Below are 18,553 nucleotides of genomic sequence, written 5' to 3' on the forward strand. Positions count from 1 at the left end.
GATGAACTCTTGCAATAATCCCATTGGTAGTGTATGTAGCAACAAGATGGTTAAGAATGGTAAAACCAGTGCAAAGAAAACACGATGGAGATATGCGAAACATGCTGCTCTTTTTAATACAACATTGCCAAGATATAACACGTAAAAAACTGTTACATTTGTTTATGAAATGGCTGTTAAGTTTTTTAAACAAAAACTATAAATACTAATAGCAAGGAAAAAGGAAAGATATAACAGGTTACGTAGAACCCTTTGCTCAAAAGAGAAGAAAACAGTCTTACAAAATCTTATGCGGCTACTGCGGTTCTTCTCCATGGGTGCTACTTGATAACGAGAACAATATCTGTAAGAACAATGCCAACGACTACGCTTACCCATACCAAGCTCGGTGTAAGAAGCCAAGCGAGAACACCAAAGATCAGTAGTCTAAGCAGTACAACAATAACTAAGAAAGGCCAACTTTTTGTTAGGCATTTCTGTTGATCAGCCTTCAATGCGCCCATCAGAACCATAATCGCAGCTGCCGCGCAAGAAAATAGTATATTGCCAAAGAATATGACGAGTAGCGTGCTCCAGCCAGCGATAGTACAAAGCATCCACCATTGCAGCATCAATGCAAGCAAAAATGTGACGACATCGCATACTGCTTCCATCAGCATATTCGCAACGATTAACGATGAGAATGTTAGAGACGTACCTCTAGGAGTGTCTGTTTTACCTGCGCTCGCATGCTGTAATGCAATCTTGTTTCTCACCTCGGCGCGCTTTACGCGTTCTTCTTCAAGCATTTGAACGCCAAGTTCAACCGATTTCTTTGAAGCTTCCTGTAATTGCGCATCCGTCATACCTGGCTGCCAAGGCTTTTCAAAAACAAACAGCAACACACTAGTAATCGCTGCGCCAATAATAATGCTTAGCAGCGTAGTATTGGAAACAAGCAATAAAGCAATACCAGAGGTCACCAGCAGCCTGAGAACAAAATCGATGATTCCGATAAGCAAATCGCCAGATCCGTCATCTGGTCTGCGATGCCTATCCCACTGCAGATACGCTGTGCTTAGCAGGGAAAACACCACAACACTCAACGCGAGTATGACCACAGTTTCCCAACCTAGTACGCGGTGCCCTACGAACTGCTGTACAAGCAGCGCAATAATAAGCGTGCAAACGCTAGCAACAGTTTCTGTAATCACATGACCCCAAAAAGCATGCTTGAAAAGCACTGGCCTTACATTCGTCTCACTCATCATCTTTCTCCAGAAAATGCAATCACGGAATATAGTGCTTTGATTATACAAAATGTCTAAAAATTGTCCTAAGTCCAAACAGAGAGTTGCTAATTCTTTTGTTCAATAATTTTATCGGTAAATGCCTTTAAAAATTCTTTAGAATTACTCCAGCCTACGCCATTGTTTAATCCCGAGAAATCAAAACCAGATATTTCATCTAACGCTTTACTACAAACCCATTCATACATTCCAGCCTCTTTGCTTTTATATATTATTAGGAACAATGGTTTCATTGCTTTTTTACCCAACGACACAACACTCTTGTATTGTTTAGAATATACTACATCGTTATACCATTGTCCTGTCAGCCAATAGTATTTATCTTTGATCCCCTTTTCACCAATCTCGTCGCATAGATTTTGTAACTGTTTAGCCACATATGTGAGAACCTTTTCATCTATGTTTTTTATGAGCAAAGTTTCATCAACACCATTTTTACTTACCTCTTTCCAGTCAACATCTTCATTATTTTCTGAGTGTTTTTCATTCCTTGCAGACTTTTTATTTTCTGTTTTTACTTCTCTATTATTATCGCTAAAACTATTTTGATTCTTACAACCTGAAATAAGTGACATAATGCAAACTACCACAGTCAAAAAAGCATAATGCTTGATATGCTTCATTTATGTCTCCTCTACAACTTAATCTTTACCTAATTGCAGCTACGATTATCATGTTCAATTTTCACTCTGTTATTCACTATCATCTGCCAAATATTTATTCATCTCGGAGTACAAATCATCTTTGAGTTTAATAAAACTGACGGGATGTAAATTATGGACAAAGAATGCATATATGCAATCTACAAAATAATTGTAGCTAAAAATCATCCGATAATCCACAGGATCTTATTTCCATACATAAACAGATGTATAGGCAAAATAAGTGCACCTTTTAACGATAGGAAAATATCGCAAAAAGGTTTAAGCTTGGCTTGATAACACGTTTACATTACAATTGTTCCAGTTGCTTAGCCTGATCTCTTCTCACGTAAATAACCGCGAGTATTTGAACTTCTTTTCTACTCTCATCAACACAAAAATAAACGTAATAATTTTTTACGCGTATTCTTCTAAAACCAAGCTCACACCACGGTTGCTAATCAGCGTTCAAGCTCTTCAAAAACATCATCTATCGGATAACTATCACCACGAACCGCCTGATCATAACCTTTAGCCATCAACGCGTTAAACGTTTTCTCATCCATATCATCTTGTGCTGGAAGAGACTTTGGAATAGTAAGCGAAAACGGAATACCCTTATTAAGAATGATTTGACGATAAAACATGTCAATAGCAGTAGCCCTAGGAACTCCAATCGTTTCCAAAATCTGCTCCGCCTGCTGCTTAATATTTTCTTGTATTCTCACATTCACATTCGCACTTTTAGTAACTGCCATATCAATCAACCTCCATACACACATCATAAAATACTGTATCGCATATTGCAACACAATTTACATGAATAGGATTCCTCGACTGATATAAACGCTTTCAACATTCACACTAAGCATTTAGCGCAAAATATTACTATTTCCTCTTATAACCTATAGCAACATTACCTGCTTTATCAATACCTGGTACTTTAAGAACATCAGAGGCTGGCTTGTCTTTTAAATCAAATTTACCAACTAAAAATAGAGCTTTATACCCTGAACTAGGCAAATTAAACTGTGAGTCAACTAATTTGATGGGCTTATCTCCAAGAGTGACTTTAGACAAATCATAATGAGAATCAAGAATATCCCGCGACACAAAGAGATACAACTCATCCTTATTCATATAGTTTTCTGGTATACGAAACTCTTCTTGAGACACTGCTACCGTTTCCCAATGATATGACGCAAGCTCCGCCTTCTCCTCATCATCAGCACATCCAGCAAGAGAAAAGAGAGAGCCTAGCAGTAGAAGCATAACAAGACAACTTTGAAAAATGTTTTTACAAAAAATAGTTTTACTTCTCATAACACTACTAGCCTCCTTTTCGTTAACACGACTCTGTATCAAATGATCATAAAACAGACTATTAAGTAAACAAGATCTACCATTCACTCTGATTACTGTAATAATCTTAATAAATATATTACTTTTTCGTACTAATTTGTCTAGATTATCAACGCTAATCTCTTCATTTACTAGCAAACTATACTTTTCATAAACAGCAAGGTTCACGAAACAGAAGAACCAGAAGAATCAATATCATCATGCACGTTTAATGCTTCCAACAATATTCCCTCATAAACGAAGCAATCACCTGCAAATCTTCATCTTCATAATACTCAAAAAGCAACTTCTTAAACTCAGAAACCTTATTTTTTGGAATAACCAGCAAGCCGTTACCATGAGAAATCAAATAATGTAGGGAACTTTTTTATGATTATTCCACCATTTTGTTCCCCAAAACATAAACAACTAGAGCACACAACTAGTCGGCTGAAAGGTAACAAAAATCACGCTCAAAAATCACGAGAACCCAGCTTAAAGCCGCCACGCATTAAACCTTTTAACGATAGCCCTCGCTAAGCCCTGCTACACAAGGGCAAACTTGCACCCAGCTAATCAGCCTTTGACATCAAGACAACACTCTCGCGTGATGAGTGTTGGTATATATAACACAGAAAGCAAACAGTTTCAGAGTTCAGAAGGAAAAGTTTCATTGTATCCAAGAGTTAAGAAACTAGACCGAACATACATGCCTCAAGATTTGCGAAAAGCTCACGAGGAGCTCGCGACGAGTTAGATATGACTAAAATTGAGATATAAAACACAGTAGAAAACACAGTAGAAAAACCAATAGAAAAGCCCGACGAGATTTACGCGCCGGGCTTTTAGTGTATTCAGTTAGTTATTGTGTAACTTTACTTATTCTTATTGCTATCTTCTTTAGCAGTAATATCTTCTTTAGCTGCGCTATCTTCTTTTTCACTATCTTCAGACTTATTTTCTTCAGATTTGTTCTCTTCAGTAGCAACAACAGCAGTTGTGTCTATTGTCTCAAACTTTTCGCCTTTAATTGTGAACTCCCCCAGCAATCCTTCGCCTTCAGCATCCACCTTAATGTGTTCGCCGTCAGAAAGTTCACCAAGCAAAATCTTTTCAGAAATAGTATCCTCAATATCTCGCTGAATTACGCGACGCAACGGACGCGCACCGAGCAAAGGATCGAAGCCTTTCTGTGCAAGCAAATTCTTAGCGGCATCCGTAATTTCTAGAGACATGTGACGGTCAAACAGCCTGTCGTTAAGCAACTTCACGTCCATGTCAACAATTTTACGAACTTCTGGCTCTGTAAGCTGACGGAACACAATAGTGTCGTCCAAACGGTTTAAGAACTCTGGACGGAAATGACGCTTAAGCTCAGAATTAACCTGATCTTTCATGCGCTGATACGTGGAATCAGCGTTATTTCCAAGTGTAAAGCCAGTGTTTGCAGCCTTCGCAATATCGCGAGTACCAAGATTGGTGGTAAGAATAATAATCGTATTCTTAAAGTCCACTTTTCTACCCTGACCGTCTGTTAAGTGACCGTCATCGAGTACTTGCAAAAGCGTGTTGAAAATATCTGGATGAGCTTTTTCAATCTCGTCGAAAAGCACCACGGAGAATGGCTTTCTGCGAACTTTTTCAGTAAGCTCGCCGCCTTCTTCATATCCAACATATCCAGGAGGAGCACCGAAAAGCCTAGACGCGGCGTACTTTTCTGCAAACTCTGACATGTCAACTCTAATTAAGGCATTATCGTCATCAAACAAGAAGTTTGCGAGTGCCTTGGCAAGCTCAGTTTTACCAACTCCAGTAGGACCGGCAAAAATAAACGAGCCAGAAGGACGTTTAGGATCCTTCAAACCAACTCGAGCACGACGAATCGAGCGAGCTAAAGCAGACACAGCTTCATCTTGACCAACAATACGCTTGTGAAGTTCAGATTCCATTTGAAGAAGCTTCTGCGATTCCGCTTGAGTAAGCTTTACTACAGGAATGCCTGTAGTGCTTGAAACAACGGAAGCGATCATGTCTTCGTCAACAACCATCTTGACGTTAGACTCGCCTTCGCGCCAAGCCTTTTCCTTCTCTGCAGCTTCATTCTCAAGCTTTTCTTGATCGTCGCGAAGATTGGCAGCTTCTTCAAAATCTTGCTGCTTGATTGCTTCATCTTTCTTTTCGGAAATCTTAGCAATCTTATGGTTTAATTCTTTGAGCTCAGGTGGCTGAGTCAAGCGCTTAATACGCAAGCGCGCACCAGCTTCATCAATAAGATCAATAGCCTTATCTGGAAGGTGACGATCTTGAATGTAACGATCAGAAAGCTCAGCAGAAGACTGTAAAGCTCCATCGGTAATAGTTACATGATGGTGATTTTCGTAGCGAGAACGCAATCCCTTAAGAATCTCAATAGTTTCAGCAATTGTAGGTTCTGGAACTTGAATCGGCTGGAAACGACGCTCCAAAGCAGCATCTTTTTCAATATACTTGCGATACTCGTCAGTAGTAGTAGCACCAATTGTTTGTAGCTCTCCACGCGCAAGCATTGGTTTAAGCATATCGGATGCGCCAAGAGCTCCATCAGCAGAACCTGCTCCAACAATAGTGTGAATTTCATCAATAAAAAGCACAATATCGCCGCGTGTTTTAATTTCTTTAAGCACTTTCTTCAAGCGCTCTTCGAAATCGCCACGATAGCGAGATCCTGCAATCATTGAACCTAAGTCTAGTGAATAAACTTGCTTATTTTTTAACGTTTCAGGTACATCGCCTTCAACGATTTTCTGTGCGAGACCTTCTACAACTGCAGTCTTGCCAACTCCAGGCTCGCCAATAAGCACAGGATTATTCTTCGTGCGTCGGCTAAGTACAACCATAACGCGTTCAATTTCTTCAGAACGACCTATAACAGGATCGAGCTTTCCTTCTTGAGCTTCAAATGTTAAATTGCGTCCAAATTGATCAAGAAGAGCAGAGCCGGATTGATTTCGCTTATCTTGTACACTTCCAGCATTAGCTAACTCGCCCTTCTCGCTACCGTTAGGAGCATTATCTCCACGAATTAAATCAACAGTAGTGCTTCGCAAGTCTCCAAGATCAACTTCCATCTTTATAAGTACTTGCGTGCCCACTCCTTCGCCTTCGCGAATAAGACCGAGCAAAATATGCTCAGTACCAATATAACTGTGACCAAGCTGAAGAGCTTCGCGCAAACTCAGTTCAAGCACTTGCTTAGCGTGAGGCGTAAAAGGAATATGACCAGCAGGCGAAACAGTGCCTTTGCCGATCATCTCTTCAACCTGTTTGCGAGTGCCTTCTAGGTCTACGCCTTTTGAGCTTAACGCTTTCGCGGCAATGCCCTCACCTTCGCGAATAAGCCCGAGCAAAATATGCTCAGTACCAATATAATTGTGCTGAAGTGAGCGAGCCTCTTCCTGAGCTAGCACAATCACGCGTCGTGCGCGATCAGTGAACCGTTCAAACATAACTGCCTTCCGTTCTTTTCTTTCATTCCATGGTAACGAGTCGCCATGACGCGAAGCGTCGTATATATTTACTCATTCGTACAGTATTCCATAGCATCACAATAATCATGAATGATGAATCTAAATGTTCATATTTTTGTTTCTTGCATAATTACTTATGTTGTCTGCGAGATTTTCTTTTATATAATCGCATTGATGCGGATGTTGTAGTTTTTGAAGTGTCTTCAGATTCTTGTGGCTCTTCAACTTTTTCTGTTAACGGTATTTCTTCTGTAACAGAATTTTCGTCTAGCAAGTTTACTTCTGAAGAATCAGGATAATCTGCATCGTTTTGGGATTTTTCAGATTTTTCAGATTCATTAGCTACAGTCTCTTCAATTTTTTCAGTTTGATTTTTAACTTCAATTTCACGATTTTTGTCATCATTATTTTCATATAATTTTTCGTCAATAGTTGAATTGTCAATTAAATCAGGTTCAGATAAATTATTTTGTTCATCTTTGTCTGTTGAGGCTTCTTTTTTGTTGCGCAATTTTGAATCTAATTTTCTGCGCTTACGACGATGCATCTTACTGTCTTCAATTGCTTCCTCAATAAGCTCAACGTCTGCTCGCTCATCTCGTGGAGCTTGTTGCAAAATGTCAATATGATAATCGTCGTATGCGGGCTCAGATTGAATCCAAAGCTGCGATGGCTCAGGTGGTTCAATGTCAGAATGCTCACCACAAGCATGATCAAGCGAGACAACTCGCCCATCGTCTGGGCTCCACATGTTTGCGCATACACCAAACATAGAGCCTAAACTTCCAGCTAGAGGAATGAGGAATCCGCATGATGAACATGCTTTGCCATCGGCAATTTTTGTAGATAACGACTTTGGACCATGTTGACCTGCGTACCAGCGTTTAGCTGTTTGCGAAATTGCTTCCGCAGTCATTACTCGTCTGCGAGACAGTCTTAGCGTTGAAACAGCTTCTTCAAGATCTTCGTCAAAATCATTATTTGCATCGCAAGATTCTTGATTTTGATTAATATCTTTTTTTGCGTTTGCGTTTGTGTCTGCATCTTCTTCGCTAGTATTAGCTTCAGTATTATCTTCAGCCTCAGTATTAGCTTTAGCGTCATCTTCAGTTTTAGACTCAGAATTATCATCTGAATTTGCTGATTCTATATTCTTTTCAGAATTACTATCATCAATATTATTTACTTGACGGAAGCCATCTTCTAGTCGAGAATCGTCTTCAGATGTGCCAATAGAATCCATTACAGAAAGATCACTTGGTTTCAATCGGTCTTTCCATGGAATCCATGGTGGTGGAAGCAAAGAATCTTCAGTAGGAACAAGCGTTGATTCATTCACAGTCCAACGTTGCGTTTCCTCATCATGATACAACGTAACTGACCACTGCCAGCCTTCATATCCAACTAAATTGCTTACGAAACGAAAGTCTGTAACTCCGTCACCAAGCTCTGTAGAAGATACAAAATCACCTACTGCACCAGTACGTTCTGAAGTTTCCACAGCTATACTTCTAGCTAGTTCTTGTGGATCCATCACTTCATCAGTCATAAATAATATTCCAGACACTATTCCTGAACGTCAAAATTATCTGCCACTGCACGCAACAATGTAGCAAGTTTTTTGCTTTCAGCAGTTGATGGATAATGACGTCGACGCAAACCATTACCAGCAGAATCAAGAAGTTTAATAAGATCTTCTACAATAGCCGCCATATCTTCGGCTTTAGGACGAGTAGCCTTGACAAGCGACGGTGCTGTTGCAATAACATTCAAACCCATCGCCTGTGGTCCTTTGCGACCTTCAATTACAGAAAACTCAACTCGTGTACCCTTGTGTAAAGTTTTTACAGTAACTGGCAATGCTGCTGCTGGCAGGAAAACATCCTTACCATCATCTCCAACAATAAAGCCGTACCCCTTCTGCGTATCGTACCAACGCACGCGCCCATTGGGCATAACACACCTCACTCCAAATAATTCTCATTTCGCACGCTGAAGTGCACAAGGCATAAAGCATCAGCATATGCGATAGGTCTATAGATAGTGTACCAAATATTATTATTACTTGTTTCCTTATTACATTGTAGCGCATACACGCGGGCAATAAAATTTTTTTAACCTACGCAAGTGTTACTCATGCCAATATTTTAATCGCTAACAAGTTTAGAAGGATCTTCAATTTCATTAACTGGCAGCACTACAGTAAGAGTTAAGCCATGAGGTTTAACATCTATCGGCTCAGACCCATCCATAGTGTCATCAAGATTAGTTTTAGAATCGGTCGATGCTTCTGATGGAGAAGATATAGTTGCGCAAATAAAACCATGATGTGCTTTTACTACAGATTGCGCAATTGCCATACCCAAGCCAGTTCCACCTTTTTCTCTAGCTCTTGATGGGTCAGCAATATAGAAACGCTCGAAAATTCTAGATAAAGATTCTTCTGGAACTCCAGGACCATGGTCAACAACTCGAATTACAGCATACTTATGACCAGTATCAGTAGATTGGCTAACTTCCGCTGCTTCCAAAAACTCCTTCAGTGATTCTTTTACAGAAGGTAATTTAGATAATTCATTTGGAGTTATAGATGCCTTCATAACTCCTACTGCAATTTCTACAGGAGAATCAACGGGGGTGTATCTATGAATATTTCCTACGATATTTGTCATTACTTGGCGTAATCTAGCGCCATCACCAAGTAGCGTAACACTTGGAAGTGTACCAACATGGAATTGGAGCTTACGCTCAAAATCGCAATTTGTGCAACTCATAAGCTTCCACTCATCCGAAATGGTCAAATAGCCTTGTTGAACGGATCTAGCAGGATCAAGAGCATGTAAATCATTAGCTGCGTCAGAAAGTATTGGAGACAAGCTAACTTGCTGTGAAATATTAATTCCACGACCTTCATCAAAACGCGCCAAAGAAAGCAAATCTTCTACTAGCTCAGTCATTCTTTCGCTAGAAGCTTTAATGTGAGCAATAGAGTCATCTGCTCTCTCCTGCTCTCCTGGCATGTTGCGCCACATTGTATACAATTCAGCGTATCCATGAATTGCAGCCAATGGAGTACGTAATTCATGACTTGCATCTGAAACGAATCGCTTCATTTTTTCTGTCATATCTTCTTGCTCATTAAATCCTCTTTCAATACGAGCGAGCATAGAGTTAAGAGAAGCTGCTAAAGATCCAACCTCAGTATTTTCAGGAGCAGATGGAACTCGTTTGCTTAAATCTCCAGAAGCAATTTTTGAAGCTGTTTTTTCAATTCGTTTTAACGGTCTTAAAGCTGATTGAATAATAATTGCTGCAAATACTGCTCCAAACAAAATAACTGCAATACTTACCATTATGCAGTAACGAGTAAGTGTGCTAACGGTGTCAATTTGATCGCTAAGAGATAAAGCAATATAGACGTAACCGCTAACGCTTAACTCTGAGTTATAGTTATTCTTTTGACCCCACGTTAATACTAAAACTCTCCATGGTGATTTTGCAGCTTTTTTAGTGATTGCATCGACTTTATTGGTATTTCCCCTGACGATTGCAGGTGCTGTGTAAGGTTTGTGAGTAACAATTTTTTTACTATCAAAACCGTCTGCAGGAAGTTTAGGAACCGAAACAATCGATCCTTTAATTTTGGGTATTAATGGAGTAGAAATAATCTTATTATGCGTATCCCTAACTTGCATAAAGTAATTATTCGGACCTACTGAAGATTGATTTGAGTTTTTCATGCGCAATGAATCAACATTGTCATAAACAAATTGCGCTTGACCGGCTAATTGTGCATCAGTTTTTTCTAGCAAATAATTTCCTACGAGCTGCTGAATCGATAGTGATATGCAAAAAGCAGCTACAGTTAAAATAGCGAGAGTACATGCAACTAAGCGCGTACTCAGTGGTATTGTATTTATGCGACGACGTAGCCAACAGGTTTTACGAGGTTTTTTATCTTTTTTGTCATTTTCGCTTAGCACTATCGCAACACTTTTTCCAGCAGTGCTAACATCTGAATCATCTTTAGAGTTATTATTCGTACTGTTGCTAATAGTTGATTCAGCATTATCGTGGTTATTATTACTAGATTGCATGATCAGGCTTGACCTGCCTTAGGTTCTCGAATCATATAACCGATGCCACGTTTAGTTTCAATAAGAGGAACTACTTTTTGCGGCTTTCCTGAATCGTCAGTAATTTCAATGCCATCAATCTTCTTTCTTAAATAAGAAATATAAGATTCAACTATCGCTGCGTCTCCGCCCCAATCGTACTGCCATACATGATTCAAAATCTGGCTTTTTGACAGAACTCGACCTTCATTGTCCATAAGATAATGAAGTAGTTTGTATTCAGTTGGGCTAAGTTCGATTGGCATACCGCATCGAGTTACATCATGAGAATCTTCATTAATCTCAAGATCCGCAACTTTTATAATATGAGTTTCTTCATCAGGTTCTTGTGTTCTGCGAAGAATTGCTCGTATTCTTGCCACTACTTCTTCCAAGCTGAATGGCTTTGTAACGTAGTCATCTCCACCAACAGTTAGACCCATAATTTTATCTTGTGTATCGTCTCTTGCAGTTAGGAACAATACGGGAACTTTAATTCCATTTTGACGAATACGCCTCGTAACAGTAAAACCATCAATATCTGGGAGCATAACATCCATAACGATAAGATTCGGATTTACTCGTTCAATTACTTCAACAGCTTCTGAGCCGGATGCGGCAGTTTCTACTTCAAACCCAGCAAAATGCAAAGATGCTACCAAAAGTTCACGGATTGATGGCTCGTCATCGACCACGACAATAGATGCTTCAACGTTCTTACTCATACTGATTAGCATCACTTATCAAGCTGAATGTTTCCTGAATAATTGCTGAAAATAAAACAAGTTATCGAATATTTTTTGTCTACCTGTGACGAGCGTGCCTTCTACGAGCTTTTCTAACACCAGCAAGTACTTGACGTTGTATGCGATTCTTTCTAAACAGAATAATCGCGACTATTGAGAATAATGCCAACAATATTAATAGCATAATAATTGTAGAAATAAGACTTGCAGAAGAAGTTGTTGACGTACGTTTTGCACGCATTATTTGTTTCATCATCATTATTGCAGATTGATCCCAATGCGTTCCAGTTGTGCTTACTAATGGCTTATAAGCTGCATCGGATAACGAGTCTACAGTATTTTTATTTTTGAGCCATTCATCGGAATTAGGCGAAACAGCTACAACTAATCTTCCATCATGAGTTGCTAGTGCAAGCAGCACAGTATTTTTAGCTGGAAGCGTACTAATCAACAAATCACTAGCCCATTTTGATGGATTTTTTGTATTTCCAAAAGTAGACAAATATAAGAGCCTAACATTTACTCCTGTACGCTTTTTTGTTGTCTCAATCATGTCAGCAACTTTACTGACAGAATCCCCAAGCAAATTTTCTGTGTCTGTTATTGAGTCTGTTGCAACTATTCCAGAATTTTGCTCATTATTTTCAGCATATGCATTAATTGTATTTACTCTATTTAAAGGTGAAAATATGAGCGAATTTATTGGAAGAGTTGGAAGAATAAAAGAAAAACTAAATAAAAATGCCATTAATAAAAGCAATACGCGTTTAGCTAAAAATAGTTTTGAGTGAAGATGCTGGTAGTTAAAATTTGCAACGCGCGTGCAAGCTAAGCTTTTAACCACATTGGCGCATAAATCTTTTTCGTACTTTTTTGATGGCATATATTCATAATAGCGTGACATCACACAAGTAAAAGTAGCATTATAAAAATCTTTGCTTAATTTATGTGAAATGTTTCGCAAAAATAATTTATAAAGAAGCGTTTATTTAGATGCAAAACAAATGGAGGGGAAATATGGCACAATTTCGAGTTGATTCAGAGCAAATTCAGCAGGCTGCGGCAGCCGTTGGAACCTCGGTTAGTGCAATTAGAGATGCAGTCAACGGGATGTATGCCAATTTACAGCAATTACAAAGCGTGTGGACTGGATCGGCGGCTACACGATTTGCGTCGACCGCTCAGCAATGGCGAGCAGCGCAACAACAAATGGAACAATCGCTAGAAGCAATTCAGCAAGCTATGCAACATGCATCAGGAGTGTATCTTGATGCTGAAACGCAAGCTACTTCGTTATTTGGGATGAGCTGATTAATGTGATGAAAAAGTAAATGGCGACACGCTTACATTGAGCATGCCGCCATTTACTTAAACTATTAAGTTTTAGACTTTTGAGCCACTTTTATTTTTTTTTATTTAGTAGCCCATGTCGGCACCAGCTTGTGGTGCAGCAGCTGCCTTCTCAGGCTTGTTGGCAACAACAGCTTCAGTAGTTAAGAACAAACCAGCAATAGAAGCTGCATTCTGTAGAGCAGAACGAGTTACCTTAACTGGGTCAGTAACGCCGGCAGCCATCAAATCTTCGTAAGTGTTAGTTGCAGCATTGAAGCCTTCGCCTTCTGGAAGTTCGCGTACCTTGTTGAGAACGACGTCTCCAGAAACACCAGAGTTTTGAGCGATCTGCTTGATTGGAGCTTCTACAGCACGGAACACAATTGCAGCACCTGTAGCTTCTTCACCCTTAAGCTCTGTGATAGCTGGTGTCTTTTCAATCTTCGCAGCAGCCTGAACCAAAGCTACGCCACCGCCTGGAAGCAAACCTTCCTCAATGGCAGCCTTAGCATTACGAACTGCATCTTCAATGCGATGCTTGCGTTCCTTAGCTTCGACTTCAGTAGCAGCGCCAACCTTAATAACAGCAACGCCACCAGCGAGCTTAGCAAGACGCTCTTGCAACTTTTCGCGATCGTAATCAGAATCAGTGTTCTCAATTTCGGCGCGAATCTGAGCTACGCGAGCATCAACATCTTCCTTTGAGCCAGCACCGGAAACGATAGTTGTTTCATCCTTAGAAACAATCACCTTAGCTGCATGACCGAAAACAGAAGCATCGATTGAATCAAGCTTCAAACCAAGATCGTCGGACACAACCTGTGCACCGGTCAAAATAGCCATATCCTGGAGCATAGCCTTACGACGATCGCCGAATCCTGGAGCTTTAACAGCAACAGTATTGAAAGTTCCACGAATCTTGTTCAAAACAAGCGTTGGCAATGCTTCACCATCAACATCTTCAGCAATAATAAGCAATGGCTTACCAGACTTCATAACAAGCTCAGCGATGTGGACGATATCCTGCTGGCTTGAAACCTTGCCAGAAGTGAGCAAAATGTATGGATCTTCAAGAACAGCAGTTTGATCGTCAGCGTTAGTGACGAAGTAAGGGGAAATATAACCCTTATCAAAGCGCATACCTTCAGTGAAGTCCAAGTCAAGACCAAACTTGTTGTTGTCTTCAACTGTGACAACACCATCCTGACCGACTTTATCCAAAGCTTCAGCGATCTTTTCGCCAACTTCAGGATCAGCTGCAGAAATCGTAGCAGTAGCAGCAATCTGTTCCTTGGTCTCAACATCCTTTGCAGAAGCAAGCAATTCCTTAACGATTGCTTCAGCAGCCTTTTCAATGCCGCGACGAAGAGCAATTGGGTTGCTTCCTGCAACAACGTTCTTCAAACCTTCATGCACCAAAGACTGTGCCAAAACAGTAGCAGTTGTGGTTCCGTCGCCTGCAACGTCATCAGTCTTCTTAGCTACTTCTTTAACAAGTTCGGCGCCAATACGCTCGTATGGATCTTCAAGATCAATTTCCTTAGCAATAGAAACACCATCGTTAGTAATGGTTGGAGCGCCGTAGGCTTTGTCAAGCACAACGTTTCGACCCTTTGGACCAAGTGTAACCTTAACAGTGTCTGCAAGCTTATCAAGACCTGCGAGCATACCCTGACGGGCGTCCTCTTCATAGGCAATAATCTTTGCCATTATTCCTCCACATACGTTATTTATGGACTTTTCACTGCAATCTTGAGTAATAAGCCGTCAGCTGCTTATTATCACTCTCAAGGCTTGAGTGCTAATTTGAAGATTAGCACTCTATGTACCCGAGTGCCAACTTTTTTGGCGTTTATACACAAAAACCGGTTGGAAATAATTCTAACCGGTTATTTTTATGCGAAAAATATTACTTGCAAAGCACAACTACAATCGGAGAAACGATTTCTTTTTCGTTTTCGACAGCGCTAATACCTAAAGTCTTTGCAATATCTTCAGCTGCAGCTTTTTGGGAATCGTCTTTATACCAAACAACAGATTCGCTTGGGACTTTACCAGTTGGATTTCCAGCTGTCACATTTGCGTATCCTGCTTGCTTTAACTTATCTGCGCCAGCAGCAGCATGACCGCTTATCTTGGTTGCGTTAAGAACTTTCACAGCAACTGATTTGTCCAGTGAAGTTTGTGCTTTAGAATCATTTGCTGAATTATCTTTAGAGTCATCAGCATCTTTCTTATCTGATTTATTTTCTTCAGATTTATTATTATCGTCGTCATCATCTTCGTCTTCAGAAGATTTATCTTCGTCGCTTTTAGCAGACTTTTTGTTTTCAGAAGGCTTAGTAGGAGATGCTGATTGAGATGATTGTTGCTGATGGTTCCAAGGCAACGGAAGATGTGAGATTTCACCAGAAGCAATAGCCCAAACCAAAACGCCAACAACCGCCGCAATGATTAATGCAACAAAATAAGGAAGTATTACGGCATACCACGCAGGATTTCCACGATGAACTCCAACTGGTCCCTCTGGTGGCTCATCAAAAGCATCAGGCGTATACGACACGTTCTGATTATTTCGCGCCATAATTGCACTCCTTATAAAAGATCATTTAAACAACAATGAATCTATATTATCCAATGCTTAGCACAAAGCACAAATTTAGAAAATTTGATTAATTTCCTTTTATGGTATGCCTTGACATACAGTAGCAATATGAATCCTCAAAATATTAAACCTTTAAACGAGCTAATGGATCCTGATTGGGCTGAAGCATTAAAGCCAGTTGAGCCACAAATACGCGCAATGGGAGTATTTTTGCGAGAGCAGATAGAAAGCGGACATCATATTCTTCCTGCTAGCCACAATATTTTGCGTGCTTTTTCTATTCCACTAAAAAGCATTAAAGTTTTAATTGTTGGCCAGGATCCATATCCAACGCCGGGCCATCCAGTAGGCTTAAGTTTTTGCACAGCTGCAAAAGTGCGCCCACTGCCAAAAAGTCTCATAAACATTTATAAAGAATTAGTAAACGATTTAGGCGTAGAAACTCCAAAGAGTGGAGATCTAACACCGTGGACCAGGCAGGGTGTGATGCTTCTTAACAGATGTTTAACTGTTGAGGCTGGTAAGGCAAATAGCCACCAAGGAAAAGGTTGGGAGCCTGTAACCGATGCAGCTATTCGAGCATTAAACAATAGAACTGATTGCAATGGTAATCCATTGCCGCTTGTAGCTATTTTATGGGGTCGTAATGCGCAAAGTTTGGCTCCTTTGCTGACGAATGCAACTCTTATTACATCAGCGCACCCAAGCCCTCTTTCTGCAATGCGAGGATTCTTTGGATCGCATCCATTTTCAAGAGCTAATCAGGCCTTAATTAATATGGGAGTTTCGCCAATTAATTGGTCCCTAGATTCTCAAGAAATCTAATTGTCTTAAATATTGCAAATTATCTTATAAAGACAATAAAAATGCCATTTTTGAACATGTCAGTACTGCATATCGGTTAAAATGTCTCTTATGGCATTATTTCCACCGCAACCACAGAAGAAACCGTTAACCGATAAAACTTCAATTGCTTCTAAGCTTGGCATTGGATCAGCTGTACCTCAGCCGTCTGCTGTTTCTAATACAAGTGCGCAAGTTACTGCAACTATTTCGAGTGATGACATACGTCGTTGCCAGCAAATTGCAAATATTTTGCGCGCACGTTTTGCACAAACCTTAGTCGGTCAAGACGCTTTACGAGAGTCTCTTATCCTTACTCTTATTGCAGGCGGACACATTCTTATTGAATCAGTACCAGGTCTCGCAAAAACTACTGCTGCTCAAACTCTTGCAACAGCTATGTCAGGGAGTTTCCGTCGTGTGCAGTGTACTCCGGATTTAATGCCAGCAGATTTAGTTGGTACTCAAGTTTTTGATTTTGCTTCCCAACGTTTTACTACGCAAATTGGTCCTATCCATGCAAATGTTATTTTGTTGGATGAGATTAATCGTTCAAACGCAAAAACTCAATCTGCAATGCTTGAAGCTATGGCAGAAGGAGCAACAACTATTGGAGGCGAAAGAATTCCTCTGCCTCAACCATTTATGGTTATTGCTACGCAAAATCCAATTGAGGAAGAAGGAACATTTAATCTTCCAGAAGCCCAGATGGATCGTTTTATGGTAAAAGCAGTTATGACTTACCCTAATCCTGACGAGGAAGTTCGTATGCTGCAATTACTTACTCAACGAGGATCGGATGTCGTTGATCCTTCAAAGCTAAATACTCAACGCATAAGTTTGCAAGATGTTGTTTTTATGCGTACTGCAGCGCGTCACATACACGTTTCTGAAGCAGTTATGAAGTATGTAGTTGATCTTGTTGCCACTTCTCGCGGTGAAGGTACGCATCCACTTCCTACGATTAATTCATTGGTTCGTATGGGAGCTAGCCCTCGTGCATCAATTGCACTTATTCGTATTGCTCAAGCTCACGCTTTACTTTCTGGACGCGATTATGTGATACCTGAAGATATTAAATTGTTTGCGCATGAAGTGTTAAGGCATCGCATACTTTTAACTTTTGAAGCTTTAGCTGATTCTATTACTACAGATCAAGTAATTGATGCATTAGTTAAGACGGTTCCTGTGCCATGATGCGTACGAAGCGGTTAGTATTATCTGAACCTGCTAAAGCCGTGCGTCGCAAAATTGAGCTTTTGGATCAGCGAATTGATTTGCCTATTGCGCGTAAAGCTTTAGGCTTATTAGAGGGAGACCATCCTTCGCACAGGCGTTTTGGCACAGGTGATGTTATTGACGTACACGCATGGCAGCCAGGAGATGAAGCTCGCATGATGAACTGGTCTGCGAGCGCTCGAACTGGACAGCCTATGGTGTCTTCTAGAGAGCGTACTTCGTCTTCTCATACTTGGATTGCTTTAGATACAAGCATAAATATGAATGGAGCTTGTGTTTCTGAAGAATCTCTGTATGAAGTTGCGTCTAATTCTGCATGCTTTTTTGCGTCTTTGAGTTTAAAACGTCATGATGCTGTTTCGTTGTTGTGTGCAGATGGAAAAAATGTTATCAATGTTCATGCTGCTAGCAACTTTTCTGATTTTGAGCGAAATCTAGATTATACGTTGCTTAATACTCGTAAAAATACCAGAGATATTGATGCGTTGCTTACTTCGCTACTAAAAAATATTGACAATAATGGTCTGGTAGTTTTAATAACTGATGAGTATGCATTACAAGCTCATAACGCTGAATCTTTGCGCAAAATTACGCAAAACCATAAGCTTGTTGTTATTGTTATTTCTCCTATTAATCCTTTTGATTCTGCAATTGATTTGCAAATATTTGATGGAATTACTTTACGTAAAGTACCGGCGTTTTTGAAAAAAGAATCAAATAAAAATGAAGTTGAAGCTCGTAGAAATATTAGGATAAACGCTTTATACGATATGCTGCTTGGTGTTCAATCTTCAATAATTCATGGTTCTTCAAGTGAAGAAGTTTTCCATATTTCTGCGCAAAAAGTGAGCCGTACAAATTATCTTGCTGACTCATTTAGCAAGGAGGTTGAATAG

17 protein-coding genes are annotated in these 18,553 nt (G+C 40.0%); 4 read left to right on the forward strand and 13 right to left on the reverse strand.

The annotated features are described in order from the left end of the window. Positions 1-320: 320 nt before the first annotated feature. The 11 genes from HXT43_RS02745 to HXT43_RS02795 all read right to left on the reverse strand — a co-directional run bounded on the left by HXT43_RS02745 (position 321) and on the right by HXT43_RS02795 (position 12,602). On the reverse strand, positions 321-1,247 hold the full coding sequence (locus HXT43_RS02745) for a hypothetical protein (protein WP_421781090.1): 927 nt from the start codon (positions 1,245-1,247) through the stop codon (positions 321-323). Between the two features lie 89 nt (positions 1,248-1,336). After that, positions 1,337-1,912 (reverse strand): hypothetical protein, encoded by a 576-nt coding sequence (locus tag HXT43_RS02750; protein WP_415707282.1) that lies wholly within the window; start codon positions 1,910-1,912, stop codon positions 1,337-1,339. 479 nt (positions 1,913-2,391) lie between these two features. Beyond that, positions 2,392-2,688 carry a type II toxin-antitoxin system RelB/DinJ family antitoxin gene (locus HXT43_RS02755; RefSeq protein ID WP_415707281.1) on the reverse strand — a complete coding sequence of 99 codons (297 nt, stop codon included), beginning with the start codon at positions 2,686-2,688 and terminating at the stop codon, positions 2,392-2,394. 130 nt (positions 2,689-2,818) lie between these two features. After that, positions 2,819-3,253, reverse strand: coding sequence for a hypothetical protein (locus HXT43_RS02760; RefSeq protein ID WP_415707280.1), 435 nt, complete (start codon positions 3,251-3,253; stop codon positions 2,819-2,821). Between the two features lie 247 nt (positions 3,254-3,500). Further along, complete coding sequence (locus tag HXT43_RS02765) at positions 3,501-3,641, reverse strand: hypothetical protein (protein WP_004104915.1); 141 nt, start codon at positions 3,639-3,641, stop codon at positions 3,501-3,503. Positions 3,642-4,146: 505 nt separating this feature from the next. Then, entirely contained in the window at positions 4,147-6,756 is a 2,610-nt protein-coding gene (locus HXT43_RS02770; RefSeq protein WP_116442716.1) for an ATP-dependent Clp protease ATP-binding subunit, read from the reverse strand. Between the two features lie 151 nt (positions 6,757-6,907). Then, on the reverse strand, positions 6,908-8,326 hold the full coding sequence (locus HXT43_RS02775) for a DUF3027 domain-containing protein (RefSeq protein ID WP_410297079.1): 1,419 nt from the start codon (positions 8,324-8,326) through the stop codon (positions 6,908-6,910). 17 nt (positions 8,327-8,343) lie between these two features. Then, on the reverse strand, positions 8,344-8,733 hold the full coding sequence (locus HXT43_RS02780; protein WP_004106732.1) for a cold-shock protein: 390 nt from the start codon (positions 8,731-8,733) through the stop codon (positions 8,344-8,346). Between the two features lie 191 nt (positions 8,734-8,924). Further along, positions 8,925-10,874: a sensor histidine kinase gene (locus tag HXT43_RS02785; RefSeq protein ID WP_415707278.1), complete on the reverse strand. Its 1,950-nt coding sequence runs from the start codon at positions 10,872-10,874 to the stop codon at positions 8,925-8,927. A gap of 2 nt (positions 10,875-10,876) precedes the next feature. After that, positions 10,877-11,617 (reverse strand): response regulator transcription factor, encoded by a 741-nt coding sequence (locus HXT43_RS02790; protein WP_004106736.1) that lies wholly within the window; start codon positions 11,615-11,617, stop codon positions 10,877-10,879. A 79-nt stretch (positions 11,618-11,696) separates the two neighbouring features. Beyond that, positions 11,697-12,602, reverse strand: coding sequence for a hypothetical protein (locus tag HXT43_RS02795; RefSeq protein WP_415707277.1), 906 nt, complete (start codon positions 12,600-12,602; stop codon positions 11,697-11,699). Positions 12,603-12,655: 53 nt separating this feature from the next. Between HXT43_RS02795 and HXT43_RS02800 the strand changes: the two genes are divergently transcribed. Continuing rightward, positions 12,656-12,949: a WXG100 family type VII secretion target gene (locus HXT43_RS02800; RefSeq protein WP_004106739.1), complete on the forward strand. Its 294-nt coding sequence runs from the start codon at positions 12,656-12,658 to the stop codon at positions 12,947-12,949. Positions 12,950-13,054: 105 nt separating this feature from the next. Here the strand turns inward: HXT43_RS02800 and groL are convergent, their stop codons facing one another. Both groL and HXT43_RS02810 read right to left on the reverse strand, forming a co-directional pair. Beyond that, entirely contained in the window at positions 13,055-14,680 is a 1,626-nt protein-coding gene (gene groL / locus HXT43_RS02805; protein ID WP_004119509.1) for a chaperonin GroEL, read from the reverse strand. Between the two features lie 199 nt (positions 14,681-14,879). Beyond that, the gene (locus tag HXT43_RS02810; RefSeq protein WP_004106743.1) at positions 14,880-15,554 is read right to left on the reverse strand and encodes a LytR C-terminal domain-containing protein; all 675 of its coding nucleotides are present in this window, start codon (positions 15,552-15,554) and stop codon (positions 14,880-14,882) included. A 129-nt stretch (positions 15,555-15,683) separates the two neighbouring features. On the opposite strand from HXT43_RS02810, the gene HXT43_RS02815 reads away from it, so the two are divergent. The 3 genes from HXT43_RS02815 to HXT43_RS02825 all read left to right on the forward strand — a co-directional run bounded on the left by HXT43_RS02815 (position 15,684) and on the right by HXT43_RS02825 (position 18,553). After that, positions 15,684-16,400, forward strand: coding sequence for a uracil-DNA glycosylase (locus HXT43_RS02815; protein ID WP_004106746.1), 717 nt, complete (start codon positions 15,684-15,686; stop codon positions 16,398-16,400). 90 nt (positions 16,401-16,490) lie between these two features. Then, on the forward strand, positions 16,491-17,615 hold the full coding sequence (locus HXT43_RS02820) for an AAA family ATPase (RefSeq protein ID WP_004119505.1): 1,125 nt from the start codon (positions 16,491-16,493) through the stop codon (positions 17,613-17,615). Then, entirely contained in the window at positions 17,612-18,553 is a 942-nt protein-coding gene (locus HXT43_RS02825) for a DUF58 domain-containing protein (protein ID WP_415707276.1), read from the forward strand. Before HXT43_RS02820 ends, HXT43_RS02825 begins: the two co-directional genes overlap by 4 nt.

It is taken from the genome of Gardnerella sp. DNF01195, from assembly GCF_049244175.1.
Lineage (GTDB): Bacteria > Actinomycetota > Actinomycetes > Actinomycetales > Bifidobacteriaceae > Bifidobacterium > Bifidobacterium leopoldii.

Bases quoted from the DNA above. Each gene is read 5' to 3' on its own strand.
- HXT43_RS02785 (WP_415707278.1), bottom strand. From the start codon at position 10,874: ATGCAATCTAGTAATAATAACCACGATAATGCTGAATCAACTATTAGC.
- HXT43_RS02810 (WP_004106743.1), bottom strand. From the start codon at position 15,554: ATGGCGCGAAATAATCAGAACGTGTCGTATACGCCTGATGCTTTTGAT.
- HXT43_RS02755 (WP_415707281.1), bottom strand. From the start codon at position 2,688: ATGGCAGTTACTAAAAGTGCGAATGTGAATGTGAGAATACAAGAAAAT.
- HXT43_RS02800 (WP_004106739.1), top strand. From the start codon at position 12,656: ATGGCACAATTTCGAGTTGATTCAGAGCAAATTCAGCAGGCTGCGGCA.
- HXT43_RS02770 (WP_116442716.1), bottom strand. From the start codon at position 6,756: ATGTTTGAACGGTTCACTGATCGCGCACGACGCGTGATTGTGCTAGCT.
- HXT43_RS02790 (WP_004106736.1), bottom strand. From the start codon at position 11,617: ATGAGTAAGAACGTTGAAGCATCTATTGTCGTGGTCGATGACGAGCCA.
- groL (WP_004119509.1), bottom strand. From the start codon at position 14,680: ATGGCAAAGATTATTGCCTATGAAGAGGACGCCCGTCAGGGTATGCTC.
- HXT43_RS02815 (WP_004106746.1), top strand. From the start codon at position 15,684: ATGAATCCTCAAAATATTAAACCTTTAAACGAGCTAATGGATCCTGAT.
- HXT43_RS02825 (WP_415707276.1), top strand. From the start codon at position 17,612: ATGATGCGTACGAAGCGGTTAGTATTATCTGAACCTGCTAAAGCCGTG.
- HXT43_RS02750 (WP_415707282.1), bottom strand. From the start codon at position 1,912: ATGAAGCATATCAAGCATTATGCTTTTTTGACTGTGGTAGTTTGCATT.
- HXT43_RS02775 (WP_410297079.1), bottom strand. From the start codon at position 8,326: ATGACTGATGAAGTGATGGATCCACAAGAACTAGCTAGAAGTATAGCT.
- HXT43_RS02820 (WP_004119505.1), top strand. From the start codon at position 16,491: ATGGCATTATTTCCACCGCAACCACAGAAGAAACCGTTAACCGATAAA.
- HXT43_RS02745 (WP_421781090.1), bottom strand. From the start codon at position 1,247: ATGAGTGAGACGAATGTAAGGCCAGTGCTTTTCAAGCATGCTTTTTGG.
- HXT43_RS02760 (WP_415707280.1), bottom strand. From the start codon at position 3,253: ATGAGAAGTAAAACTATTTTTTGTAAAAACATTTTTCAAAGTTGTCTT.
- HXT43_RS02780 (WP_004106732.1), bottom strand. From the start codon at position 8,733: ATGCCCAATGGGCGCGTGCGTTGGTACGATACGCAGAAGGGGTACGGC.